Raw genomic sequence first — 23,071 nt, forward strand, 5'->3', positions numbered from 1 at the left:
CGCCCGTCCCCCTCAGAACCGTCTCGGGGCGGTGATGTGCTCGCCCCGCTCGTAGACCTCGCCCGCCGGGCCCACGATCAGCGGGTCCGGACCGTGAGCGCCGACGACCTCGTCGTCGCGGCCGTCGTACTCGTACAGGCTCAGCACGTGGCGCATCGCCTCGAGACGGGCGCGCTTCTTGTCGTTGCTCTTCACGACCGTCCAGGGAGCGTCGTCGGTGTCGGTCGCGGCGAGCATCGCCTCCTTCGCCGCGGTGTAGTCGTCCCACTTGTCGAGCGAGGCGAGGTCCATCGGCGAGAGCTTCCACTGGCGCACCGGATCGATCATGCGGATCGTGAAGCGCGTGCGCTGCTCCTCCGCCGACACCGAGAACCAGAGCTTGACCAGGTCGATGCCGTCGCCGGTGAGCATGCTCTCGAAGAGCGGCGTCTGGCGGATGAACTCGTCGTACTGGCCCGGGGTGCAGAACCCCATCACGCGCTCGACTCCCGCGCGGTTGTACCAGGACCGGTCGAACAGCACGATCTCGCCCGCGGCCGGCAGGTGCGAGACGTAGCGCTGGAAGTACCACTGCGACGCCTCGCGCTCGGTGGGCTTCTCCAGCGCGACCACGCGCGCGCCCCGGGGGTTCAGGTGCTCCGTGAAGCGCTTGATCGTGCCGCCCTTGCCTGCGGCGTCGCGTCCCTCGAAGACGACGACCAGGCGGCGCCCGTGCTTCTTGATCCAGTTCTGCAGCTTCAGCAGCTCGATCTGCAGGAGGCGCTTGCCCGCCTCGTACTCCTCGCGCGACATCCGCTCGTCGTAGGGGTAGCCCTCGCGCCAGGTGTCGATGCGCGTGCCGTCGCGGTGCAGGAGCACCGGGTCGTCGTCGTCCTCGTCGAGCACCACGAGATCGCGGGCGTCGTCGGGGGTCAGGGTGCGGAGGAGCTCGGGGTCGACGCGAGCGGTCTCGGAGGCGGCGGTCACGCGCCGACGGTAGACGGCTCGGGCGACGCGGGAGTGAACAGCCGGTGTCCTGGCGCGGGGCCCGTGCCGGACGTACCCTCGTCGCATGTGCCGGAACATCCACACGCTCCACAACTTCGAGCCCGCCGCCACCGACGACGAGGTCCAGGCCGCCGCGCTCCAGTACGTCCGCAAGATCAGCGGGACCACGAAGCCCTCGAAGGCCAATCAGGAGGCGTTCGACCACGCCGTCGCCGAGATCGCCCACATCACGGGGCACCTCCTCGAGGACCTCGTGTCGACCGCTCCGCCGAAGGACCGCGAGGTCGAGGCGGCGAAGGCGCGCGAGCGCTCGGCGAAGCGGTTCGCGACGGCCTGAGCGTCAGGCGCCGAACGCGGCGGGCGGCAGGTCCGTCTCTCCGGCGTCGAGCGCGTCCACGATCCGCTCCGCGACGGCGTGCGGAGCGAGTCCCGCGCCGAAGCGGGGCGCCTCGCCCGCCAGCGGATGCTGCGACAGCTCCGTCTCGGTGTGGCCGGGACGCGCATCGAGCAGCAGGACTCCCGCCTTCTTGTACTCGCGCGCGGAGGCCTTCACGAAGGAGTGCAGGGCGGCCTTGGAGGCCGAGTACGCGGCGAGACCGGCCGTCGGCGCCTCTGCGACGACTCCGCTGATCGTGACGGCGAACGGCTCGCGCCCCTCGGAGGCGGAGGCCGCCAGAGGGCCGAAGGCGGCGGTCAGCACGCGGATCGGCGCCAGTGCGTTCACCTCGACGAGCTCCTCCAGCACGGTCTCGTCCAGCTCGGCCGACGGCCCGAAGGCGACGACGCCCGCCGCGATCACGACGCCGTCGAGTCGCCCGTGGCGCTCGATCGCCTCGGCGATCAGCCGAGCGGGCGCGTCCTCCCCGCGGAGGTCGGCGACCAGCGGTCGCCCGCCCAGTGCGGCGGCGTCACGGCCGGACCGGACGGTGCGGGCTCCCCGGCTCTCGAGCTCGTCGGCGATCAGCCGGCCGAGCCCTCCGGAGGCGCCGAGGACGAGGACGACAGCGTCGTCGAATCTGCTCATGGCCGGAGCCTATCCGGGCACTCTGGCGCGGATCGCTACTTCCGCGTCGGCTCCCCCGCCCCTACCCTGGGCGCCATGCCGCGACCTGAGACACGTACCGTGCTGCGGAGCCTCGTCGACGTCCTCGAGGATCCCGCCCCGATCAACGCCGGCCACGCCCGTCACGTCGCGGAGCTGATCGAGGACGTCCTCGAGGAGTCCGTGCACACCGGCAGCACCCCCGTGGCTCTCGCCGCGATCGTCCTCGAGGACGAGTCCGCGGAGGACCCGGCGCTCTGAGCGCGGCGGTGCACCTGCACAGCTGAGGCTGCGAGCCGCGACCCACGGGCGAACTCCGCATTCTTGCCGCTGAGCCTTACTTCCCCGGGCCTCGCTCCACAGACCCGTGCCGGCGGGCCTCTCCATGCCCGGGCCCTCCTCACCCCGCCGGTAGACTCGTCGGGCTGAGACGAGGGGGGCTCCGGTGCAGCAGGACTCGACGGCTGCGGCCGGCTGGTATCCCGACGGTGTCGGCGCGGTGCGCTGGTGGGACGGCGAGCGCTGGACCGGGGACCGGAAGTCGGCGAGCGACCGCTCCCCCGCCCGGAGCGTCGACGGAGTGGCGCCCCACTACCGGCTCCCGAACGCCGACGGCACTCCCACTGTCGACGTCGTCGGCGAGTCGGACCGCCTGGAGGAGATCGCCGCGGTGCTCGGACGCGCCCTGAAGAAGGACGAGCGGCACGAGCAGCGGATCGACGTGCAGCTGGTGCCGGAGCCGGACCGCCCCGGAGACCCCACCGCCGTCTCCGTCCGCGCGCAGGGCCGTGTGATCGGCTACCTCCCCGACTCCGCGGCGTACCAGCCCGCTCTGGCCCGGATCACGGCGAGCGGCGTCGTGCCGACGACCGGCGCGCACCTCCGCGCGACGCGGACGACTCGCGGACTGCGCGCCTCCGTCCGCCTCACGCTGGTCGATCCGGAGCTGCTGACCCCCGTCAACGCCCTGCCGACCGGCCCGTACTCGCTCATCCCCTGGGGCCGCGGCCTGCAGGTGCTCCGCGAGGACGAGCACTTCGCCCGGCTCGTCGACGTCCTGCCCGGCGGTGGCCGCGGTCTCGTCGTCGTGACGCTGCATCCTCTCGACGACCGCATCGAGCTACGGCTCGACGGAGCCCGCGTCGGCGAGCTCTCCCCCGCCGTCTCGCAGCACTTCGCACCGACCGTGCGGCACCTGACGAGTCTGGGCCTGACCACGGCCGCGTACGCCGCGCTGCGCAGCTCCCCGCTGCAGGCAGAGCTGACCCTCCAGGCGGCTCGGGCCTCCGAGCTGCCGGAGCGCTGGGTCGACGGGCCTCCCGTGACCCTTCCACCGCTGCTGCCGCGCACCTCCGCCTACGACCTGCCCGCCGCGTACGTGAAGCCGCTGCGCCCGACCGCGCTGACCTCGGAGGAGGCCGCACGCGGGACCCGGAGGCTGGTCGCGTGGATCGTCGTCGGCACCTCGCTGCTGGTGGGCTTCTCGAGCTGGATCCTCGGCGATGTCCTGAACTGAGGCGATCTTCGGCCGCGCTCATCGACCCAGCAGGAAGCCGCTCCCCCGCCGTCATGTGGATGACCGGTAGGCCTCGCGGTTGTGGAGGGAGGACTGAGGTCGATGCGCTGCCGAGTCGAGCAGCCCGAGGTCCCGCACGAGTGAAACACCCAGGTCTTCCCGCGTCACCGCCGGGCCTTCGAGCCCGAGGCAGCGCGCTACTGCGCGAGCCGGTCGAGGAGCGCCGAATACTGCTTTCGCCCACGGGCTGATAGCTCGGCGATCTCCGTGCGCTGCACCAGCCGGTCGGCCGCTCCGACGCTCACCCGCACTGCCGCCTCCTGCTCGCCGATCCCTTGCGAATCGGCGAAGGCTGCACGAGCGCGCTCCTGCTCGTCAGTGAGACGGCGTCTCGTCATCATGTCCCGATGATGCCGAAGTGAGGGAGCACCGGCAGTATCCGGGCGCGAACAGTCGTCGCCCTGCGCCGCCGCTCCCGCTCGAGTCCGACGGTTCACCTCGAACCGTATGAGCCGACCTCGGCTCGTGAAAAAGGTCAGGCTCACCGGCATCCGGGGATCCTGCGAGCCGAAGTCGTTCTACACGTTGAAGCGGAACTCCACAATGCTGCAGTGCCATGCAATGCTTGACGCATGTCAGTGCGCGCCGCCATCTACCTCCGCATCTCCCTCGACGCTACGGGGGAAGGACTCGGGATCGAGCGCCACCGGGAGGACTGCCTAGCCATCGCCGCACAGCGCGGGTGGCAGGTCTCAGAGGTCTACATCGACAACTCGAAGTCAGCGTTCAAGCGCAACGTCAAGCGACCGGCGTACGACCGGATGACGGAGGACTTCGCCGCGGCTCGGTTCGACGCCATCGTTTGCTGGGACCTCGACAGGCTCACCCGCCAGCCGCGCCAGCTCGAAGACTGGATCGAGGCCGCAGAGGATCGGGGACTCCTCATCGTGACCGCCAACGGCGAGGCCGACCTCAGCACCGACAGCGGCCGGATGTTCGCTCGGATGAAGGCGGCAGTGGCTCGCCAGGAGATTGAGCGCACCAGCGCCCGCCAGACCCGCGCATCCCGCCAGCGCTCCGAGATGGGCAAGCTCCCCCGAGGCGTCCGGCTGACCGGCTACACCACGAAGGGTGAGGTGGTCGAGGATGAGGCCGCCGTCGTCCGCTCGATCTTCGAGAGCTTCGGAGCCGGGGACAGCCTGACCGGGATCCGGGACCGCCTCCAGGCCGAGGGCATCGCCCCGCGCCGCGGCTCCGCCTGGCACTCCTCCTCAGTCCGGACGATCTTGACCAACCCGGCGTACGCCGGACTCGTGGTCTACCGAGGAGAGCGCACCGGCCAGCGCGGGGCATGGACTCCACTGGTCACCGAGAGCGCATGGGAGGCCGTACAGCGCCGCCTGGAGGACCCTCGTCGGAAGTTGAATCGAGAGGGCACCGCGCGCAAGCATCTCGGCTCAGGCCTCTTCGAGTGCGGGGAGTGCGGCCGTCCCCTCCAGACCAACGGGCCCCGCTACTGGTGCAGGCTCGGAGGCCACCTCACGCGCTCCATGGTCCCCATCGATGCCCTCGTGCTCGACACCATCGCCGCCCGCCTCCGGGAGCCGGACGCTCGCGCCCTCTTCGCCTCGACGGACGACGACGCGGCGCGAGCCGCCGATGTCGAGGTGACCGCCCTCCGCGCCCGGCTGGCCTCCATCGAGGACGACTACGACTCCGGGGTCATCGACGGCCGACGCTTCGCCACCGCCACCGCGAAGGTGAGTGCACAGCTCCAGGACGCCGAGCGCCGACGCTCCTCCCTCATGGCGGACGCATCCCTCGTCGGCGTCATGGGATCCGCCGATCCGGCCGCGGCCTTCCTCTCGGCTCCCCTCGCGATCCAGCGGGCCGTGGTCGCCGCTCTCGTCATGGTTCGACTGCTCCCGGTCCCTCAGGGTCGGAGAGGCTTCGATCCCGCCTCCGTGCTGGTCCTGTGGCGTCACACCCTCTTCACCGACACCGAGGCCGGGACCCCCGTCGTGACCGTCGAGGCACAGGCCGCGCTCCGCGGGCGTATCGCTCAGCATGATTAGGAACGCACAGATCACCCCAGCCCACCGAGCCATCGCCGCCGCCTTCCGAGCCGCGTGCGAGGAGGACTTCGACTTCTGCCTCGACATCCTCGCTCCGCCCAAGCGGATCATGCCGAAGACGCGGTTGGTAGCGCCGCTACCTGCTGCACGTTAGCGGTGCTACACTAGACACGCTTCCCAGCACTGCACTCCCGGCTCGCACCGGTAGAGGGCACGGCCCCGGATCAGGAATTCAGGCACCTGATCGGGGGCCTTCTCTATTGTGAGCATTGCGATACTCACTAATGCCATGACAAGCGTCAAGCCATTCTGATTGAAAGCCTAGAGAATCGGGCCAATCTCTTGACTTCCCTCTTGACGCCGCTATGGTGGTACCAGTCCCGTGAAGATTCCTGAATCTGAGTGGGTAGTCGGTCCACAAGGATTCCGCACGGCGGGATCATTGTTAGCACCAGCGCTTCGCGCCGGGCTGGGACCGACTACCCACTACAGTCTTCGACTTTCGTCCGGGACTACACCGCACTTCGTGCGGATGCCTGATCAAGACCTGCCTGGGTCGTCTGCTGGGGAGCAGAGGGACGCCCGCTCACCTGAATGAGCGCGTGGGATCGGTGCCCTATCTAGGAGCATCATCATGCTGAAGAACTCAAATCTCGATCTGAATCGTCCGTCCTCTCAGGGCCAGTGGAATCTGATCGAGAAGCTGGCAGTGGAGTCGGGTCATCTCACTCCTCAGGAGGCCGCACAGAACCGCTCAGAGCTGGCAGGGCTGACCTTCGGGAAGGCCAATGAGCTGATCGGGAAGCTCAAAGCGATGAAGGCGGGACGAGGGAATCAGACCCCCGCATCGGAAGACCAGCTCGCCTATCTCAACCGACTGATCCTGATCACCAAGACGGAGGTCGGGACCGAGGGGCTCACGCATGCTGAGGCTGATCAGAAGATCAAGCGCCTCGCGACCATCCGAAAGAACCTCGATGCCGAGGTCCGAGCCAAGACCGACGCACACCTCGCACGAGTGGAGAAGCGGGAGGAGGAGCTGGCTCAGTACCCCGAGGCTCCCACTCCTGCCATCGTGATGGGAGCAATGGATCTGATCGAGGCAGATGAGGAGCTGGCTCGACTGCTCGCCTAATCTCCATTCTCGAATTGATAGGGCCTCGATTGCCGTTAGGCGTCGGGGCCCTATTCGTATACCATGGAGAGCGTACGGACAAAGACCATCAGGTCTGCTGGCACTCAGCCAGGGGCACTCTGCCAAGAGTGGTTCACAAGCTGGGGAGTGACCATGCGTAACCCGTTCCGATCCCGTGTGAAGACTCCCGCGGTAGATCCCGACATCATGATCACCGCTGAGCTGATCGCCTACTTCCATGACGAGATGGAGACCGAGCGGGATGCGGACCGTCATGGGTCCGAGGTCTACCAGGTGGCGCAGTCCTTCCGTGACGATGCCCTCGACTCCCTGAGCCTGCTGGTCGACCACAAGATCAAGAGCGGGGTCTACGCATGAGCGAGCCGACCCTCGTGCACCGACGCCACTACCACCCCCGGGCTGTCGACTACCCGGTGTCCTTCCTCAACTGGGAGCCAGAGGGAACGCCGTGCTCCACGTGTGAGCCCGGGACGATCCGCCCCTCTGCTCCTACCTGGCACGACACGACTCCGCGGTCCTTCGACCTGATCATCGACAGTCGGACCGACCTGATGCCCGAAGACCTGGCGAACCTCTGGCGAGAGGTGGTCCGCCTGCGCAACGACCGAACGCGTGGCTCACTCCTCACTCCGCCCGGTGTGCGCCTGGGATCGCACGAGCCCACCCGTGAGTAGCGCGCATCGGGCGGCAGGGTGGCACAACGTCAACCGGGACATCCGGAAGCTACTGGCTCCGTTGCTTCCGATGCCCTGCCGTCGGTGCGGCCGCATGATCACGAAGGACATGGCCTGGGATGCAGGCCACGGACCGGGTGGGATCAAGGCACAGCAGGGGAAGCGGGACCTCACTGGCCTCGCACCCGAGCACGCCTCGTGCAACCGATCAGCCGGTGCCAAGTCACAGCATGCGCTCAAGCAGCGCGACACCCGTCAAGCCAAACGCTTGCCTCCACTCAACTGGATATGACAAGCGACAAGCCAATCGGGCCCGCCGTCACCCTCTGACTTGACATTCGACAAGCATCGACTCTCGCTTCTTTGAGAGTCGTCGTCTCTACTCCAGCCTTGGCCTCGGCAGAAGTCCCCCCCGAGCCAGCCCCACCCCGACAGGACGCCATGACCGACGTAGACACGACACTGCTGGACCGGTGGGATTCCGTCCGATCCGAGGGGATCGAGCCCACATTCGCGACAGAGCTGTCCGATGATCCCGACCTTCGAACCGAATTCCTCCGAGGCGCTCAGATCATGGGCCTGGACTCCGAGCGCAAGCCTCTCCACCCGCAACAGCTCTACGTCGCCGACTGCCTGAATGGCGGTCGCACCTTCTATGGAGTCCTGCTCCCTCGACGCTCCAGCAAGACGACCACGATCTTCGCCTTCGCCCTGGGACGGTGCCTCTCACGGGATGACTACCTGGTCGGCTTCACCTGTGCGACCACGGGAATCAAGACGCGCACGCGCTTCATGGACGACATCGTGAAGCCACTCCAGCGGCTCTACCCCGATCCGAGCACGCGGCCGTTCAAGATCGCCCTCTCCAAGGGTGAGGAGCGCATCGAGTTCCCCAACGGCTCCCGCTTCGTCTGCCTGCCTCCCGATGGCGAGAAGTTCCGCGGTGACGCCTTCTCGATGATCATCGTGGACGAGTCGGGAGAGGCGGATCCCGAGACTACCGACGACCTGACCGAGGGCTTCCTCCCGACGACGGACACCGTGCCGGACGCGCTGGTCGTGATCACCGGGACCGCCGCTGAGTACCGCACCGGCAACCTCCTCTGGCAGGCGCTGGAGGACGGCATGAGCGAGGACGAGCCGGACTCCGGAGCCATCGCCTACATGGCCCCTCAGGACCTCATCGAGCAAGACCTGATCGGTCCCGAGGGTGAGCCGTCATGGGAGCTGGCCGAGCCCTACTTCCGCGCCTCGCACCCGGGTGTCGGGACCCTGACGACCATCGAGAAAATGCAGGTCAACTTCAGGAAGCTGAAGCTGGCACAGGTCCTCCGGGAGTACCTCTCCGTCTTCCCGAACCTGGGCGCGACCGCGGGCGCGATCCCCGCCGACGCCTGGGCGAAGATGGAGAACACGGACCCCGACCTGCCGACGCCGCCCGCCCGGTTCGCCCTCGCCTTCGGGATCACGCCCAACAGCTCGCACGCCGCCATCGTCGCCGCCTGGCGAGAGGGTGACCGAGCCCGCATCCTCGTGCTCGACCACCGGCCTGGGGTCAACTGGCTGGTCCCCACGGTGGCCGCCATCGGCAAGCGCGCCGGGGTCCCTATCGTCTTCGACCCGAAGCTCTCGGCAGTGAAGGTCCAGGCGGAGCGCCTGGCCCGCAAGCGGCCCAAGCCGAAGATGGCCGAGCAGACCTATCCGCAGGTCGCGGCGGCTCACGAGCTGTTCGCCAAGGAGATCTCGGAAGGCGTGATCGAGCACTTCAATCAGCCGCCGCTGTCCGAGGCTGCCCGGCTCGCTGGATGGCGGAAGGGCAAGGGCGACAATCGCATGTACGGCCGCGCGGAAGACGGCGACGACATCTGCGCACTGGAGGCCGGGATCCTCGCTCTCCGCGCCTATGACGACCTGCCCGCGGCCCGTCCCGACTATGCCTCTCTGACGGCGGTGGCATGATGCTTCTCTTCGCTATCGACTCGACTTCCCATTCCGCCGTCATCGTCTGCCGAGCTTGTGCGGGATGGGGTGAAGTCAGATCTACTTCTGAGGCTGCCTGGCATGCTGCAGTGGCTCACGAGGAAGATGTCCACCCGACATCGAAACAGGCTCGCACCGCACTTCGTGCAAGGAATCGAAGGGCCGCGGCCTAATGCGTACTCCCTGCATGCGGTAATAGATACGTGGGACTTTTCAGTGGACTTCGGGCGGCTCGCCCTGACTACCTGAGCGGCGCTATCGCCAGTCCCTGGAGCGACGGCCAGCTCTCCGAGATTGTCTTCTCCGACATCCTCACCGATGGTGTCGAGTTCCCGATGACTCGTGCCGAGGCGGAGGCTATTCCCGCCGTGGCCAAGGCGCTCAACCACATCACCGCCGCGCTCATCCAGTGCCCTCTCCGCGTGCACAACAGGGACGGAGAGATGCCGACTCAGCCCTCCTGGATCACTCGCACGGATGGCCTCTACGGGACCGCCTGGCGCGTGGCCAAGACTTTCGAGGACCTCGCTCTCGAAGGCGCTTCCCTCTGGCTTGTCACCCGCGGGACTGAGCGTCAGATCCTCACCGCCGAGCGGTGCGCTCCCGACCGCTGGAAGATCACCGAGGGCAACATCCTCGTGGACGAGAAGCCGATCCGCCCGGAGGAGTACCTCTACATCCCGAGCCTTCGCCCCTCTCTCCTGTCCAGCGCCGGACGCACTCTCCGTGGCGCGCGGGACATCGAGCAGTCCTGGGTGAACCGAGCGCGCATGCCCATCGCCGCGATGGAAATCAGCATCGAGGACAAGGACAACGCGCCGTCCCTCGAAGAGGCGAAGACGGTGGTCGACAGCTACAAGAAGCAACGCCGCTCCCCGGACGGTGCAGTCGTCGTCACCCCTCCCGGCGTCACGCTGAAGCCGCACGGCGACCTCCAGACAGACCTGTACGTCGAGGGCCGCAACGGCATCCGTACCGACATCGGCTCATTCTTCGGGATCCCCGCAGGCGAGATGGACGCTTCCCTCGCCACCTCCTCGCTGACCTACCAGACCGAGCAGGGCAACCGTTCGAAGTTCCTGACCTTCTGCCTCCCGCTCTGGATGGCCGCTATCCAGGACCGCCTGTCGCAGGACGACGTGGTTCCGGCCGGTCAGCGGGTCCGCTTCGACATGTCCGAGCTGCTCGCACTCACGCCGATTCCCACCGGCCGAACCGTAGAGGACTGACCACATGACGACGATCCAGCTCGACGCCGGGACGCTCACCGCGTCCGCCGACGACCGCACTCTCTCCGGCCTCCTGGTCCCGTACTCGGAGGAGGCGCGCTCGAACCTGGGCAAGTTCTCCGTCGACGCGGGTGTCTTCGAGATCCCGACCGACCTGAGCGGCATGAGCCTCAATGAAGAGCACGCCCGGGAGCAGGTGCTGGGCGGCTTCATCCGCGCCGAGGAGACGCCTCAGGGCATCACGGCCACCTTCTCCGTGGCACGCACCGCGGCCGGGGACCAGGCCCTCGCAGACGTGGCCAGCGGCAAGCGGAAGCACCTGTCGGCCGAGGTCGCGGGTGTCGTCATCAAGGCGGGCAAGGCCGTCGCCGGCCGTCTGTTCGCCGCCGCCCTCGTCGCCACTCCGGCCTTCCCGAGCGCGACCCTCCTGGCCGCCGCCGAGGACACCACGACCTCCGAGTACACCTCCACCTCGAAGGACCCCGATGGCTCCGAGTACGACTCGAAGACCACCGAGACCGTCGAGGAGACGGAGGAGGACGGCGTGAAGACCGTCACCCGCACCTCGATCACCACCACCACGATCAAGCCAGCTACCCCAGAAGAGGAGGCCCCCGTGGCCGAGTCCATCCCCGCCGACCTGCTCGCCGCGAAGGCGGGCTCCACCTCCACCGCCGCTCCCAAGGGCCTCAGCCTCCGCGAGGTCGGGGACCTGCTCTTCGCCTCAAAGAACGGCACCATCTCCGACGAGGACCTCGCGTCGGCGCTGAAGGGCCACAACGGCGAGACGCTGTTCGGCGCGCTCTCCGACATCAAGTTCGACGGGACCGGTGGCGTCGCCCCGGCCATGGGCCAGCCCGCCTGGATCGGTGAGGTGTGGAACGCGACCAACTACACCCAGCAGGTCCTCCCGCTGTTCTCGCACGAGAACCTCACGTCGCTCACCTTCAACGGCTTCAAGTGGGTGACCAAGCCCTCCGGTGGCGACTGGGCGGGCAACAAGGCCAACGTCCCGAGCAACACCATCTCGGTCGCGCCGGTCACCGGGAGCGCCTCGCGGTACGCCGTGGGCCACGACATCGCGCGCGAGTTCGTGGACTTCCCGGTCCCCGGATTCTTCGAGAGCTACGCCAAGTTCATCGGGGAGGACTACCAGAAGTGGGCCGACGCGAAGGTCCTCGCGGCCATCCTCGCCGGTGCCACCGCCCTCGCCGGGGATCCCCTCTCGACCCTCCCGGGTGGCACGAACAACATCGGTGCCGCGGCCTCCGCGATCATCGATGGCGCGGTCGCCGTCGCCCAGACCGGGACCCTCCCGAGCTTCGCGCTCGTCGCCCCGGGCCTCTACAAGAGCTTCGTGAAGAACCCGAGCACCAACGTGCTGGGCTACCTGAACGCGGCTCTGGGCCTCACGGAGGGCTCGCTCGGTGGCTTCACCATCCGCCCCTCCGCGTCGGTCCCCGCGGGCAAGGTCCTCGTCGGCGCGACGCAGGCCGTCACGGTCTACGAGCTTCCCGGCGTCCCGGTCCGCATCGACGCGCTCGACCTCGCGCGCGGTGGCGTGGACAAGGCGGCCTTCGGCTACCTGGCCACCAACGTCAACGACGCGACCGCGCTCCAGCTCGTCACGGCGGCCAGCGCCTCCTAAGCCATCGGGGCCGGGGTGACTCACCTCCTCCGGCCCCGTGGTCCACCTCATCCCGAAGGGAGGCGTCATGCGTCCGTACACCTGGCACACCATCGAGAGCGCACGCTCCGACTGGCTCGACGCTCCCGACGAGGACGACCAGCTTCAGGAACTCCTCGACGTTGCCCGGGAAGCGGTGGAGGCCTACGGCGGCTACGTCGCCCACGACATCCCCGCGGGGTGGCGCACGGCTCAGCTCATGCAGGCGCGCAACGTCTGGCTGGCCTCGACCGTCGACAGCAACGGCTCCATGGGAGAGGGCGAATTCGTGCTCTCTCCTCGACCTCTCGACTGGATGGTCAAGCAACTCATCCGTCCTCAGTCCGGAAAGGTCTGGATCCTGTGAGCCTCCGCACCTCCATTCTCGATCAGCTCGTGCCTATCGCTCCCGAGGGAGTGGAGGTTCACCGTGGCCTCACGCTGCCCGGGCGCATTCAGAAGATGACGCTAGCTGTCTCTCAGAACGGGATCAGTCGCAATGCGCAGTCTCCCGCAGTCGGTCTCGACTGTGAATTCGAGCTGTTCCTTCTCGCTCCGCATGAGGACCTCCTGAAGGCGGAGGACCTGCTGGACGACCATCTCACGGCTGTCCTCGACGCTCTCGATTCGACCTCCAATCTCAACTGGTCCTCGATCAATAGGGCCACCGTGGACGACCGATTCCCGGGATACGCCATCACCGTCTCCACCCTCGTCATTCGCTCTCAGAAGTAAGGACACTCCTCATGGCTCAGATCGCCGCCAACCCCTACGTCCTCCGCGATGTCTCGCTGAAGATCGCCGCCGACAACTACGAGAAGGCCGTCTCCGCCGTCGCCTTCACCCCGACCACCGCCTCGGTCTCGTGGCAGGGCGGCACCCCCGATGCATCGTTCACGATGGCGGGCGCGACGACCTGGGTGTGCACGATCACCTTCGCGCAGGACTGGGACACCGCGGGCTCCCTCTCGAACCTGCTCTTCGACTCGGACGGCCAGACCAAGGCCATCGAGTTCCGCCCCGTCGCAGGCGGTGTCGGGATGAAGGCCGACGTGATCCTCGTGCCCGGCGCGATGGGCGGGACCATCGGCGCGACCGGTGAGGCCTCCGTGACGCTGGGCGTCCGTGGCAAGCCGGTCCGCCTCACGAAGGTCACGGCGTAGCCACATGATCCGGATCGACGCGTTCGCGAGCAGAGAGATTCAGGCCATCATCCTGGGCCTCAACCGCGCGGACGCGACGATCCGGAAGCAGGTGCGCCAGGGACTGAAGCCGCTCGCTCAGACCGAGTGGCAGAAGTCAGTCCGGGAGCATTCGGAGACAAGGCTCGATCACCGAGTCCTGGGCGATACCGCTCGCGCATTCCCGTCCGACCGGAATGTCCGTCTCAGTGCAGCGGGAGTCGGCCGAAAGCTCCGCGGCGGGATCAAGCCTTCCGAGATCTATCCGGGCGTCGAGTTCGGAGCCGAAGATCGACAGACCACCTATGACGCGACAAGCGTCAAGGGAAAGCGATTCTCGGTCACGAGGAACACCACTGCTCAGCTCCCGCGCCGCATCGGCCGGGGACGAGTCTTCTATCCCGCGGCCAATCAGATGATCCCGCGCATTGCCTCTCTCTGGGCACAGACCGTTGTCCGCACATTCGCTGAAGCTCTCGAACGAAAGGGGTAGCTCATGGCTAAGGGTCTCAATCTCGATATCGCGATGAACACTCGCGAGGTGCTTCGCGGTGCCAAGGATTCCGCCGACGCATTCGAGAAGGTCGCGGACTCGCTGGATGACCTTGTCCGGTCGACTGACGGCAAGGGCGACGACATCGGGGAGTCCCTCGCTGACGGCGTGAAGTACGGCACCCGGGATGCCGAGAAGTCAGTGCACAAGCTGACGGATGCCATCGATGACAGCGCGAAGGACGCAGACCGCTCCGGCAAGAAGATCGGCGACGGCCTCTCCGATGGGGTGGAGCGCGGCTCCCGGGACGCCATCAAGGCCAACGACAAGACGGACCGGTCGTTCAAGGACCTCGCGGACAGCGTGAAGCGCGAGAGCAAGTCGGCCGGGGACGACCTGGGCGACAACCTGAAGCGGGGTGCGGACAAGGGATCCGACGCCGCGAGCGAGGCCACGGCTGAGTTCAAGGACGAGGCGAAGGCCAACCTCTCGGAGGTCGTGTCGAGCTTCGACGGATCCTTCGAGTCCATCGGTGACCTGGTGCAGGGAACCCTGGGTGGCATCGTCGGCTCGCTCGGTCCCCTGGGACTCGCCGCGGGCGCGGCCGGTGCGGTCGCTACCGGCCTCATCATCGCGGGCCTGGAGGCCGGTGGCGTCGAGTCCGAGAAGTTCCGCGAGAAGGTCTCCGAGCTGACGGCCGAGCTGATCGAGACCGGCACGGTCGGCGGTCCCTCCATCGACTACCTGGTGGACAAGCTGAAGGAGATGGCGACCACCACGGAGGAGGGGACGCAGACTCTCTCCGACCTCTACGACCTCCAGGACGCCGCCGCCTCCAGCTTCGACAAGATCGCCCAGGCCCACGCCGGGAACATCGAGGGCCTGGACGACCTGATCGAGAAGGAGAAGGCCCACCAGAAGAGCCTGGAGGACGAGGCCGAGGCCATCGATGTCACGAAGGACTCCTCCTACGGCGCGGCCATCTCCCGCGCTGAGGACTCCGCCAAGATCGTGGACGGCCTCGAGAAGGCTCGCACGGCCGCTCAGGAAGCTCAGCTCGCGGAGGACGCCTACATCGCCTCAGGAGCCGCTGAGCTGGAGGAGAAGGCAGAGCGCACCGCCGCCTACGCCGACTCGATCCAGGGGGAGCTGTCGGAGGTCGGGGAGTCCTGGGAGACCTACCAGGACGCCGAGACCGGGGCCATCGACCTCGCCGCGTACACGACCGCGCTCGAAGAGCGGGTCGCCGCCATGGCCAACTACCGCACCAACATGTCTTCCCTCCACGGCGAAATCTCGGACGACGCCTACAACTACCTGGTGCAGATGGGAGCCGACGCGGCCCCGCTCATCGCGGCCTACGTCGCCGCCCCGCTCGACCAGAAGCAGAAGACGGCCGAGGTCTGGGGAACGCTCGGTCGGACCGGTGGTCAGAACTACAACTCCGAGCTTCAGAAGGAGATCCCAGACACCGTGCCGGGACCCTCCGTCATCGTCACGCCGGACTCCTCGAAGGTGGACGACTACATCGCCGGGCTCCCGCGGAAGACGCTCCCGGGACCGACCATCCTCCTCAATCCAAAGATGAAAGAGAACTACTGATGCCCACCCTGACTCACTCAGGCGGGATGTCCTCAGTCGTCGCCCTGGTCGAGGTGTCCTCCGTCACCTTCAACACCAACACGCGCACCATCGTGCACGAGCTGATCGGGGACACCACCCCGTACGTGACCGTGCGCCCCGCCGCCGCGCGCACCGGCCGACTCACCCTGATCTTCGACTCCAAGACGGCGGCTGACTCAGCGGTCGCGATTCACACCTACCCCGGCCGGATCACGCTGGACGACGAGGCGATGACCCTCAACTACGTGGCGACCGGGACCATCGCGCTCACCCTCGATCCCGTGACTCGCAAGGCGTGGCTCCTCGTCGTGGATTTCCTGGAGACCTCGTGAACATCTCATCGCACAGCGCCTCCGTCGTCGTCCTCGATGACAGGGGTGTCTCCCGCGCCATCCTGCCGATCAAGTCGGGCGGCATCTCGCTGGACGAGAGGACCTCTCCGTTCGTCGGCGCGACGGTCGTGGTCCCGCTCCCGTCCCCGGTCGTCCGAGCGCGCCTCGACCCGCGCACCCTGACCCGCGTCATGATCACCCTCACCACGACCTTCCAGGGCCCGCTCCCCATCGCCGCCCTGTCCGGCCGGTACGCGGACAAGGCACTGCGCAAGGTCTCCGGGGACTACGCGGGACAGTACGTCGAGAGCATCTCCGACTCGCTGATCCAGGACTGGAACGGTCAGCCGATCCCGGACCGCTACCTCTCCATGGAGCTGTACCTCCAGGAGGCCGAGGCCGACTACGCCGCCGACGAGCTGACCCTGACGCTGACCAACGCGGAGCGACTCCTGGAGCAGGACGCCGCGAGCGGTGAGGCTCCCTACTACCCGGGAGCGGTCAGCCTCCGATCCATCGTCCAGCACGTGCTCCGGTCCATGGTCGCTCCGGACGCCATCCTCGCGCTGGGACCGGACGCCATAGTCGAGGCCGAGGCCTCCGAGTGGAAGCCCGGCGTGACGGGATGGGACTACCTCCAGCCCATGGTGGAGGCCGCAGGCCTTCGCCTCTGGTGCGACCTCGACAACCTCTGGAACCTGGAGGAGGCGACCCCGAGCAACTCCACCTTCTCCTTCAGCACCGCCAACACCATCGAGCTGAAGGAGACGGTCAGCCGGATGGAGCTGTGGGCGGACGCGGTGCTCGTGATCTACGAGTGGGACGACGCATCCGGCACCCGGCAGACGCGGACCGACTACGCGAAGGCCGTCCCCAATCCGACGAAGCTGAAGACGTACCGCAGGAACGCCCCGCTGAGCATCTCCGGGGCCGCGAAGACGCTCCTGAAGTACGTGAACACCCGGGGCCAGGAGATCGACCTCAGCGCCGTCTCCGACATCCGGGTGGCCCCAGGGGCGAAGGCCTCGATCACACTTCCGGGCGGGACGACGTTCGACAAGATCGTCGCCGCCGTCCGATTCGACCTGGCCACCGACCGGATGGCCGTCACCTGCCGAGACCGGCTCGCACGAGGAGAGGACTCCTGACATGCCGTACGGCCCCGATGGCGTATACGTCTACACCGAAAGCGACCTCGCCGCCCCGCAAGGCGCGTTCTCCGCACTCCTCAACCGCGGGATCCGCTCCGTGGCCGACCGCCAGAACGTCGGCGGCGGCGCGGCCGTCACGAAGGTCTACCTGACCCGCGCCGCCTATGACGCGCTCCCCGAGAAGGACCCCGCGGTCGAGTACAACATCGTCCGCAACGTGGCTCGGAGCAACGCCACGAAGGTCTTCTACCTCGACTACGGCTCCTACCTCTCGCTCCCGCAGAAGGACCCCGACGCCGAGTACAACATCCGATCGAGGAGCATCTGACATGGCCATCTACCAGCGCATCGCGCAGAGCCTCCCGACCAACGCCTCGGACCGAGTGTCCGTGGCCTTCGATCAGCCCAACCCGGTCGACAACACGCACACGCTCGTGGCGGTGCTGCAGTACGCGGGAACGGTCGCGCCCACGCAGACCTCCTGGCCGGTTTCGCACACCAGCACGACCAGCTCGAACACCCTCGCGATCTTCGTCACCCGAGGCGACGGCGCGAAGAACGGCTTCACCGCCATCTTCGGCGCATCCCAGGCTCAGGTGGCTGTCACCCTGTTCGCCTTCGAGGGCTTCTCGCTCCCGGCAATGGGACAGCCGACGACCGGCCTGGACAGCTTCGCGATCAGCACCACCTCCAGCGGCACCACCGCGACCGCGGGCCCTCTCGCGAGCCCGGGAACCATCGCGACCAACACCATCGCCATCGCGGCCGTGGCCCTCACGGGCGGCGGTGGAGGTACCGCGGTCGACGCCTGGGGTCAGTGGTCGGACGGCTTCGAGACCGTGCCGCTCTCGCAGTCCCGACTGCACATCGGACTGAAGGCGCTCACGAGCCCGGGGCAGACTCCTCAGAGCACGATCACGTGGACCAGCTCCCGCGTCTCGAAGGACGCCATGTACGTCATCCGTGGCGTCAAGGCGAAGGTGAACATCCCGCCGACTCTGACCCTGGACTCGGACCTCACCGTCCCGGCCGGGGAGGAGTTCCTGGTCGGCGCGCACGCGGAGGACCCGGACGGGACCATCTCCTCCTACCGCTGGACGGTCGAGTCGGCCGACACTGCGCCGATCCTCACCAACGCCGATCAGCGGGTGGTCACGGTCCAGACGACCGCGCCCTCGACCGTGATCCTCCGGTGCACCGTGACCGACTCCGGGAGCGCGCTGGCCTCCGCCACGATGACCGCCCACGTGACGGCCGTCGAGGACCTGAACGTCCGGAAGGGTGAGCAGGTCATCGGGCGGCGCTTCATCGGCTCCCAGGAGGTCCAGCAACGGATCTACCAGGGAGAGGTGCTCTTCGACCGATCCCTCGTGGCCGAGTGGAACTTCGAGGAGTCCGACACTGGCCCGTTCCGCGCGACCAACGGCGGGCTTCCCCTGGAGCAGGGGAGCATCTCCGGCGACGTGACGACCACCGCCAGCCCGTGGGGCCGAGCCGCCGTCTTCGATGGCCGGTACAGCTTCCTCCGGCTCCGCGCCGAGCACCAGGGCGTCCTCAACCTGGGCGCGACGAGCGATCAGGTGACTATCGCCGCGTGGGTGTGGCGCGAGGACGCCAACACGGGGTACGTGGCCGGGGCCTGGCAGGAGGACAACAACGATCCGCGCCGGTCCTACGGCCTGTTCTACGACCTGGGCATGTACGGCGGCGGCAACCGCTCGTGCTTCCACGTGAGCCTCACGGGTGGGCCGACGCCGGGCTACACCTACAGCCGCGACTACTCCGCCAGCGGCCAGCTCGTGCCGATCGGATCGTGGCACCTGCACGTGGGCACCTTCGATGGTGTCGAGGCGCGCTCCTACCTCGACGGGGCCTTCGAGGCGATCCCGAGCTTCAAGGACAACCAGGGCCAGACCTACTCGAAGAACCCGTACAGCTTCCCCTACGAGCTGAACTCGACCCCGTGCGAGTTCACGGTCGGCGCTGTCCGACTCACGACCGGACCGGGCAACTACATGCAGGGCCGACTGGCCAAGCTCCGCGTCTGGGACCGGGCGCTCAGCGCGACCGAGATCGCCGCAATCTACGCCGAGGAGGCGCTCTCCCTATGAACAAGACTGTGATGTTCGTCACCTTCGCCGCGCTCGCCGGGCTCGGTCTGGTCGGCGCGCTCGTGCTCTCGATCCACCGTCCCGACGCGACCGCCACCTTCACCGGCCTGATCGTCACGGTCCTGGGACTCGTCGCCACCGCGGCCGGTACCTTCTACGGCCTGGGCAAGGTGAACGAGAAGCTCGATGAGGTCAAGACGCAGACGAACGGCAACCTCTCTCGCCGGGACGACAAGATCGCCGAGCAGGAGGCCGAGCTGATCGAGCTTCGCGCCGCCGCGGCACGAGCCACAGGAGCGCACCGAGCATGACCCTCGTCACCTTCGACTTCCGGATCGGCGACTTCTCGACCGGCGCGGACGGCTCTGTCCTCCTCTCGCCCATCCGTCGAGTCATGACCGATTCGGCCATCGTGCTCCCCGAGCCCTTCGCCATCCCGATCAAGGGAGGCGTCGGCTCGGTGGAGCTGACCCCGAACGATCCCGCCGTCTGGGCGTGGGTCGCGAAGGAGCGGGTACCGCACGGAATCGAGCGCGTCTTCTCGGTCCCCGACTCCGGCCCCGTCGCGTACGGCGTCCTGCCCGACATCGACCCCGCGACGTTCGTCCCCAACGCGACCCCGCCTGCGGGCTGGTGGACCGAGCTGGCCACTGTCGACGCCATCGTGCGAGGAGCGCTCCAGCGGGAGACCGCGGACGGCGCTGACCAGACCGTCGCGACCCGCGTCAACTTCGCTGGAGGGCTCACCTCAGGCGGCTCGACCGTCGTGACCACGGGAGCCACTCAGACCCTCAGTGCGAAGACACTGACCCTGGGGACCCTGAGCGGGTGGCGTCAGACGACCGGCGTCATCAACGTCTCGACCACGCTCAGCAACACGGTCAGCGTCTTCCTCATCACGACGACGGCTCCCATCGTGCTGACCCTGCCCCCGGTCTCCGCGGGCCTCACGATCACCATCAAGGTGGCGGTCAGCGGGACCCCGAACGTCACCATCCAGCGCCAGGGAAGCTCAGCCATCGATGGCCAGCCGACCCTCTCGCTGACGACCGGCTACGCCCGGGTCCAGCTCACGGCGACCTCATCGAACTGGTTCATCACGGGCTAAGTCAGGTCCCCGGGGCGAGGGACTGTTGGTGTGAACGTCCAAGAGATGGCCCCGGGGAGCCACCATCATGGCACACCCCGAACAGGGGTCAGATCTACTTCTGACCAGAGGTTGCTTGGAAGCGGAACTCCACCACGTCGCCGTCCTGCATGACGTAGTCCTTGCCCTCGATGCGGGCCTTGCCCTTCGAGCGGGCCTCGGCGATCGAGCCGGTCTCGACCAGGTCGTCGAACGAGATGATCTCGGCCTTGATGAAGCCCTTCTGGAAGTCGGTGTGGATCACGCCGGCCGCCTGCGGAGCGGTCCAGCCCTTCCCGATCGTCCAGGCGCGGGTCTCCTTCGGGCCGGCCGTGAGGTAGGTCTGCAGGCCCAGCGTGTCGAAGCCGATGCGCGCGAGTTGGTTGAGGCCCGACTCCGTCTGGCCGGTCGACTCGAGCATCTCGGCGGCGTCGGCCTCGTCGAGGTCGATCAGCTCGGACTCGATCTTGGCGTCGAGGAAGATCGCCTGAGCGGGAGCGACGAGTGCCGAGAGCTCGGCCTTGCGGGCGTCGTCGGTCAGCACGGCCTCGTCGACGTTGAAGACGTAGATGAAGGGCTTGGCGGTCAGGAGCCCGAGCTCGCGGATCGGCTCGAGGTCGATCGTGGTCGCCGAGAGCGGCTTGCCGGAGTCGAGGAACTCGCGCGCCTTCTTCGCGGTCTCGAGCACGATCGGCTCGATCTTGCGGCCCTTGAGCTCCTTCTCGTACCGCGCCTCGGCCTTCTCGAGGGTCTGCAGGTCGGCGAGGATCAGCTCGGTGTTGATCGTCTCCATGTCGCTCGCGGCGTCGACCTTGCCGTCGACGTGCACGACGTCCGAGTCCTCGAAACCGCGGATGACCTGGGCGATCGCGTCGGCCTCGCGGATGTTGGCGAGGAACTTGTTGCCGAGACCCTCCCCCTCGGACGCGCCGCGGACGATGCCGGCGATGTCGACGAACGAGACGGGCGCGGGCAGGATGCGCTCCGAGCCGAAGATGCCGGCGAGCACCTCGAGGCGCGGGTCGGGCAGGTTCACGACTCCGACGTTCGGCTCGATCGTCGCGAACGGGTAGTTCGCCGCGAGCACCGTGTTCTTGGTCAGCGCGTTGAAGAGCGTCGACTTGCCGACGTTGGGGAGACCGACGATTGCGATAGTGAGAGCCACGGGCATCCATCCTACGGCGTGGCGGACTGGGACCCGCGTGCCGCTCGCGGGCGGCGTCGGAGGTGCGTGAGAGGGTGAAGAGGTGCCCATCGACTTCACCGCCATCGACTTCGAGACCGCCAACTCGCACGGAGCGTCCGCCTGCTCGGTCGGGCTCGTGAAGGTCCGCGACGGCCGCGTCGTCGACCGGGCGGGCTGGCTCATCCGCCCGCCGCTCGGCTACGACGACTTCCTCGAGTGGAACACCCGGATCCACGGCATCCGCAAGGCGGACGTGCGCGCCGCCCTCGGCTGGAGCGACCAGTTCGCCGATCTCGCCGCCTTCGCCGACGGCGACGTCTTCGTCGCGCACAACGCCGGCTTCGACATGGGCGTCATCCGCGCCGCCTGCGCCGCGACGGCGCTCGAGCACGCCGAGTACGACTACCTCTGCTCGCTGCAGCTCGCTCGCAGGACGTACGAGCTCGAGTCCTACCGCCTGCCGTTCGTCGCGCGGGCCGCCGGCTTCGACGACTTCCGCCACCACGACGCGTCCGCCGATGCCGAGGCGTGCGCCGCCATCGTCGTGCACGCCGCCCGGCGCCACGGCGCGGGCAGCATGGCCGAGCTCGGCGAGCTGGCCGGAGTCGCGCTCAAGCGACTGCGCCCTGCGGCTCCCGTCGCCGCCTGACCGGGGTCAGGCCCCGGCGCGCGGGTCGCCGAACCAGTTGCTGAACAGGCGCCAGAAGTTGCGGTTGCCGTACGCCGAGCACGCATCGCCCTCGCCGTACAGGTTCTCGAGCGCCGCCTCGTTCGGCTGGTAGGGCGTGTAGTAGTAGAGACCCGCCGTCGCCGCGTTCTCGATCAGCACCGGCGCGGTGCCGCACGAGGCGTCCGGCGAGTACTGCACCTCGCTGGTCTCGCCCACGGGGTACCAGTCGAAGCTGCTGTCCGGATTCGCGTAGCGCTGGAACTGCCACGCCGCTCCGTAGACCTGCCCGAAGAACCCGAAGTAGTCGCTGTCGCAGTCGGCCGTGTCGGGGCAGCCGTAGCCCGTGGCGCTGCGGAACTGCCTCTCGCTCGGGGCTCTGTCCGTCACCAGCGACTGCTCCTTCTGCAGGAGCACCAGGAGCACTGCCGGGCTCACGTCGCACGCGGCGGCGACACCGCCGATGATCTCGGCGGCCGACTGCGCCTCGCCGCCCGCGTAGGCGGCGCACTGCTCGTCGGCGGCGACATCGCCCGTGTCCTCCGCGTAGTCGCGCAGGCACGGCACTCCCTCGCCCTCGCAGTCGAGGACCCGCGCGTCGAGGAACGCCTGGATTGCGGTCGGAGCCAGCGCGTCGCCGTCGAAGAAGACGGCGTCCGAGACGATGTCGCCGGGAGCGAAGCCGGAGCCGTCGACGCCGCCCGAGAAGTCCGTCCACATGCGGATGCTCGCGCCGGCGGCGGGCGCCGCAGCATTCGCGGCGAGATCGCTCGAACCCGCGAGCAGCACCGCCGCGACGAGCGCTGCGAGCCCTGCCGCCCCTCCCCGCCGACGCCGCACGTCGCGCGGGGAGGGATCGGCCGAGCTCATCCCTCC

Annotated in this window: 26 protein-coding genes; 21 read left to right on the forward strand and 5 right to left on the reverse strand. The window is 67.9% G+C overall.

Annotation, left to right across the window (positions count from 1 at the left end; all coding sequences use genetic code 11):
- Positions 1-12 precede the first annotated feature (12 nt).
- Positions 13-966 (reverse strand): polyphosphate kinase 2, encoded by a 954-nt coding sequence (gene ppk2 / locus IOC53_RS08680; RefSeq protein ID WP_374070531.1) that lies wholly within the window; start codon positions 964-966, stop codon positions 13-15.
- An 85-nt stretch (positions 967-1,051) separates the two neighbouring features.
- Here ppk2 and IOC53_RS08685 point away from each other — a divergent pair, with 85 nt between their 5' ends.
- Positions 1,052-1,324: a DUF2277 domain-containing protein gene (locus tag IOC53_RS08685; protein WP_207404778.1), complete on the forward strand. Its 273-nt coding sequence runs from the start codon at positions 1,052-1,054 to the stop codon at positions 1,322-1,324.
- Between the two features lie 3 nt (positions 1,325-1,327).
- On the opposite strand, the gene IOC53_RS08690 is transcribed toward IOC53_RS08685, so the two are convergent.
- On the reverse strand, positions 1,328-2,011 hold the full coding sequence (locus IOC53_RS08690; RefSeq protein WP_207404780.1) for an SDR family oxidoreductase: 684 nt from the start codon (positions 2,009-2,011) through the stop codon (positions 1,328-1,330).
- 75 nt (positions 2,012-2,086) lie between these two features.
- Here IOC53_RS08690 and IOC53_RS08695 point away from each other — a divergent pair, with 75 nt between their 5' ends.
- Positions 2,087-2,290 carry a hypothetical protein gene (locus tag IOC53_RS08695; RefSeq protein WP_207404782.1) on the forward strand — a complete coding sequence of 68 codons (204 nt, stop codon included), beginning with the start codon at positions 2,087-2,089 and terminating at the stop codon, positions 2,288-2,290.
- A 184-nt stretch (positions 2,291-2,474) separates the two neighbouring features.
- Positions 2,475-3,545 carry a DUF2510 domain-containing protein gene (locus IOC53_RS08700; protein ID WP_207404784.1) on the forward strand — a complete coding sequence of 357 codons (1,071 nt, stop codon included), beginning with the start codon at positions 2,475-2,477 and terminating at the stop codon, positions 3,543-3,545.
- 197 nt (positions 3,546-3,742) lie between these two features.
- Here the strand turns inward: IOC53_RS08700 and IOC53_RS08705 are convergent, their stop codons facing one another.
- Positions 3,743-3,946: a CopG family transcriptional regulator gene (locus IOC53_RS08705; protein ID WP_207404786.1), complete on the reverse strand. Its 204-nt coding sequence runs from the start codon at positions 3,944-3,946 to the stop codon at positions 3,743-3,745.
- Positions 3,947-4,177: 231 nt separating this feature from the next.
- Here IOC53_RS08705 and IOC53_RS08710 point away from each other — a divergent pair, with 231 nt between their 5' ends.
- The 17 genes from IOC53_RS08710 to IOC53_RS08790 all read left to right on the forward strand — a co-directional run bounded on the left by IOC53_RS08710 (position 4,178) and on the right by IOC53_RS08790 (position 20,324).
- Complete coding sequence (locus tag IOC53_RS08710) at positions 4,178-5,620, forward strand: recombinase family protein (RefSeq protein ID WP_207404788.1); 1,443 nt, start codon at positions 4,178-4,180, stop codon at positions 5,618-5,620.
- Positions 5,621-6,254: 634 nt separating this feature from the next.
- Entirely contained in the window at positions 6,255-6,755 is a 501-nt protein-coding gene (locus tag IOC53_RS08715) for a hypothetical protein (RefSeq protein WP_207404790.1), read from the forward strand.
- Between the two features lie 207 nt (positions 6,756-6,962).
- The gene (locus tag IOC53_RS08720; protein ID WP_207404792.1) at positions 6,963-7,133 is read left to right on the forward strand and encodes a hypothetical protein; all 171 of its coding nucleotides are present in this window, start codon (positions 6,963-6,965) and stop codon (positions 7,131-7,133) included.
- A 707-nt stretch (positions 7,134-7,840) separates the two neighbouring features.
- A complete protein-coding gene (locus IOC53_RS08725) occupies positions 7,841-9,409 on the forward strand; it encodes a hypothetical protein (protein ID WP_207404794.1) in 1,569 nt (522 codons plus the stop codon).
- Positions 9,410-9,633: 224 nt separating this feature from the next.
- The gene (locus IOC53_RS08730) at positions 9,634-10,659 is read left to right on the forward strand and encodes a phage portal protein (protein WP_207404796.1); all 1,026 of its coding nucleotides are present in this window, start codon (positions 9,634-9,636) and stop codon (positions 10,657-10,659) included.
- Positions 10,660-10,663: 4 nt separating this feature from the next.
- Positions 10,664-12,307, forward strand: coding sequence for a hypothetical protein (locus tag IOC53_RS08735; RefSeq protein ID WP_207404798.1), 1,644 nt, complete (start codon positions 10,664-10,666; stop codon positions 12,305-12,307).
- Positions 12,308-12,374: 67 nt separating this feature from the next.
- Positions 12,375-12,692 (forward strand): phage gp6-like head-tail connector protein, encoded by a 318-nt coding sequence (locus IOC53_RS08740; protein WP_207404800.1) that lies wholly within the window; start codon positions 12,375-12,377, stop codon positions 12,690-12,692.
- Positions 12,689-13,060 carry a hypothetical protein gene (locus IOC53_RS08745; RefSeq protein ID WP_207404802.1) on the forward strand — a complete coding sequence of 124 codons (372 nt, stop codon included), beginning with the start codon at positions 12,689-12,691 and terminating at the stop codon, positions 13,058-13,060. Before IOC53_RS08740 ends, IOC53_RS08745 begins: the two co-directional genes overlap by 4 nt.
- 11 nt (positions 13,061-13,071) lie before the next feature.
- Positions 13,072-13,488, forward strand: coding sequence for a hypothetical protein (locus tag IOC53_RS08750; protein WP_207404804.1), 417 nt, complete (start codon positions 13,072-13,074; stop codon positions 13,486-13,488).
- A gap of 4 nt (positions 13,489-13,492) precedes the next feature.
- Positions 13,493-13,999, forward strand: a complete 507-nt coding sequence (locus IOC53_RS08755) for a hypothetical protein (protein ID WP_207404806.1) — start codon at positions 13,493-13,495, stop codon at positions 13,997-13,999.
- 3 nt (positions 14,000-14,002) lie between these two features.
- Entirely contained in the window at positions 14,003-15,601 is a 1,599-nt protein-coding gene (locus tag IOC53_RS08760; RefSeq protein WP_207404808.1) for a hypothetical protein, read from the forward strand.
- A 26-nt stretch (positions 15,602-15,627) separates the two neighbouring features.
- Positions 15,628-15,954, forward strand: coding sequence for a hypothetical protein (locus IOC53_RS08765; RefSeq protein WP_207404810.1), 327 nt, complete (start codon positions 15,628-15,630; stop codon positions 15,952-15,954).
- The gene (locus IOC53_RS08770; RefSeq protein WP_207404812.1) at positions 15,951-17,102 is read left to right on the forward strand and encodes a hypothetical protein; all 1,152 of its coding nucleotides are present in this window, start codon (positions 15,951-15,953) and stop codon (positions 17,100-17,102) included. Before IOC53_RS08765 ends, IOC53_RS08770 begins: the two co-directional genes overlap by 4 nt.
- A 1-nt stretch (position 17,103) precedes the next feature.
- The gene (locus IOC53_RS08775) at positions 17,104-17,433 is read left to right on the forward strand and encodes a hypothetical protein (protein WP_207404814.1); all 330 of its coding nucleotides are present in this window, start codon (positions 17,104-17,106) and stop codon (positions 17,431-17,433) included.
- A gap of 1 nt (position 17,434) precedes the next feature.
- Entirely contained in the window at positions 17,435-19,216 is a 1,782-nt protein-coding gene (locus IOC53_RS08780) for a LamG domain-containing protein (RefSeq protein ID WP_207404816.1), read from the forward strand.
- Positions 19,213-19,527 (forward strand): hypothetical protein, encoded by a 315-nt coding sequence (locus tag IOC53_RS08785; protein WP_207404818.1) that lies wholly within the window; start codon positions 19,213-19,215, stop codon positions 19,525-19,527. Before IOC53_RS08780 ends, IOC53_RS08785 begins: the two co-directional genes overlap by 4 nt.
- On the forward strand, positions 19,524-20,324 hold the full coding sequence (locus IOC53_RS08790) for a hypothetical protein (protein WP_207404820.1): 801 nt from the start codon (positions 19,524-19,526) through the stop codon (positions 20,322-20,324). Before IOC53_RS08785 ends, IOC53_RS08790 begins: the two co-directional genes overlap by 4 nt.
- Positions 20,325-20,418: 94 nt before the next feature.
- On the opposite strand, the gene ychF is transcribed toward IOC53_RS08790, so the two are convergent.
- On the reverse strand, positions 20,419-21,507 hold the full coding sequence (gene ychF / locus IOC53_RS08795; protein WP_207404822.1) for a redox-regulated ATPase YchF: 1,089 nt from the start codon (positions 21,505-21,507) through the stop codon (positions 20,419-20,421).
- Positions 21,508-21,589: 82 nt separating this feature from the next.
- Here ychF and IOC53_RS08800 point away from each other — a divergent pair, with 82 nt between their 5' ends.
- A complete protein-coding gene (locus IOC53_RS08800) occupies positions 21,590-22,177 on the forward strand; it encodes an exonuclease domain-containing protein (protein ID WP_207404824.1) in 588 nt (195 codons plus the stop codon).
- A gap of 6 nt (positions 22,178-22,183) precedes the next feature.
- Here the strand turns inward: IOC53_RS08800 and IOC53_RS08805 are convergent, their stop codons facing one another.
- Positions 22,184-23,065, reverse strand: coding sequence for a hypothetical protein (locus IOC53_RS08805; RefSeq protein ID WP_207404826.1), 882 nt, complete (start codon positions 23,063-23,065; stop codon positions 22,184-22,186).
- Positions 23,066-23,071 lie beyond the last annotated feature (6 nt).

The organism is Rathayibacter sp. SD072 (genome assembly GCF_017355185.1).
Classification (GTDB): domain Bacteria; phylum Actinomycetota; class Actinomycetes; order Actinomycetales; family Microbacteriaceae; genus Rathayibacter.

Excerpts from the sequence above, each read along its gene's own strand:
- IOC53_RS08740 (WP_207404800.1), top strand. The coding sequence starts at position 12,375 with ATGCGTCCGTACACCTGGCACACCATCGAGAGCGCACGCTCCGACTGG.
- IOC53_RS08735 (WP_207404798.1), top strand. The coding sequence starts at position 10,664 with ATGACGACGATCCAGCTCGACGCCGGGACGCTCACCGCGTCCGCCGAC.
- IOC53_RS08705 (WP_207404786.1), bottom strand. The coding sequence starts at position 3,946 with ATGATGACGAGACGCCGTCTCACTGACGAGCAGGAGCGCGCTCGTGCA.
- IOC53_RS08755 (WP_207404806.1), top strand. The coding sequence starts at position 13,493 with ATGATCCGGATCGACGCGTTCGCGAGCAGAGAGATTCAGGCCATCATC.
- IOC53_RS08775 (WP_207404814.1), top strand. The coding sequence starts at position 17,104 with ATGCCGTACGGCCCCGATGGCGTATACGTCTACACCGAAAGCGACCTC.
- IOC53_RS08805 (WP_207404826.1), bottom strand. The coding sequence starts at position 23,065 with ATGAGCTCGGCCGATCCCTCCCCGCGCGACGTGCGGCGTCGGCGGGGA.
- IOC53_RS08710 (WP_207404788.1), top strand. The coding sequence starts at position 4,178 with ATGTCAGTGCGCGCCGCCATCTACCTCCGCATCTCCCTCGACGCTACG.
- IOC53_RS08765 (WP_207404810.1), top strand. The coding sequence starts at position 15,628 with ATGTCCTCAGTCGTCGCCCTGGTCGAGGTGTCCTCCGTCACCTTCAAC.
- IOC53_RS08695 (WP_207404782.1), top strand. The coding sequence starts at position 2,087 with ATGCCGCGACCTGAGACACGTACCGTGCTGCGGAGCCTCGTCGACGTC.
- IOC53_RS08760 (WP_207404808.1), top strand. The coding sequence starts at position 14,003 with ATGGCTAAGGGTCTCAATCTCGATATCGCGATGAACACTCGCGAGGTG.
- IOC53_RS08685 (WP_207404778.1), top strand. The coding sequence starts at position 1,052 with ATGTGCCGGAACATCCACACGCTCCACAACTTCGAGCCCGCCGCCACC.
- IOC53_RS08785 (WP_207404818.1), top strand. The coding sequence starts at position 19,213 with ATGAACAAGACTGTGATGTTCGTCACCTTCGCCGCGCTCGCCGGGCTC.
- IOC53_RS08790 (WP_207404820.1), top strand. The coding sequence starts at position 19,524 with ATGACCCTCGTCACCTTCGACTTCCGGATCGGCGACTTCTCGACCGGC.
- IOC53_RS08715 (WP_207404790.1), top strand. The coding sequence starts at position 6,255 with ATGCTGAAGAACTCAAATCTCGATCTGAATCGTCCGTCCTCTCAGGGC.
- IOC53_RS08690 (WP_207404780.1), bottom strand. The coding sequence starts at position 2,011 with ATGAGCAGATTCGACGACGCTGTCGTCCTCGTCCTCGGCGCCTCCGGA.
- IOC53_RS08780 (WP_207404816.1), top strand. The coding sequence starts at position 17,435 with ATGGCCATCTACCAGCGCATCGCGCAGAGCCTCCCGACCAACGCCTCG.
- IOC53_RS08720 (WP_207404792.1), top strand. The coding sequence starts at position 6,963 with ATGATCACCGCTGAGCTGATCGCCTACTTCCATGACGAGATGGAGACC.
- IOC53_RS08750 (WP_207404804.1), top strand. The coding sequence starts at position 13,072 with ATGGCTCAGATCGCCGCCAACCCCTACGTCCTCCGCGATGTCTCGCTG.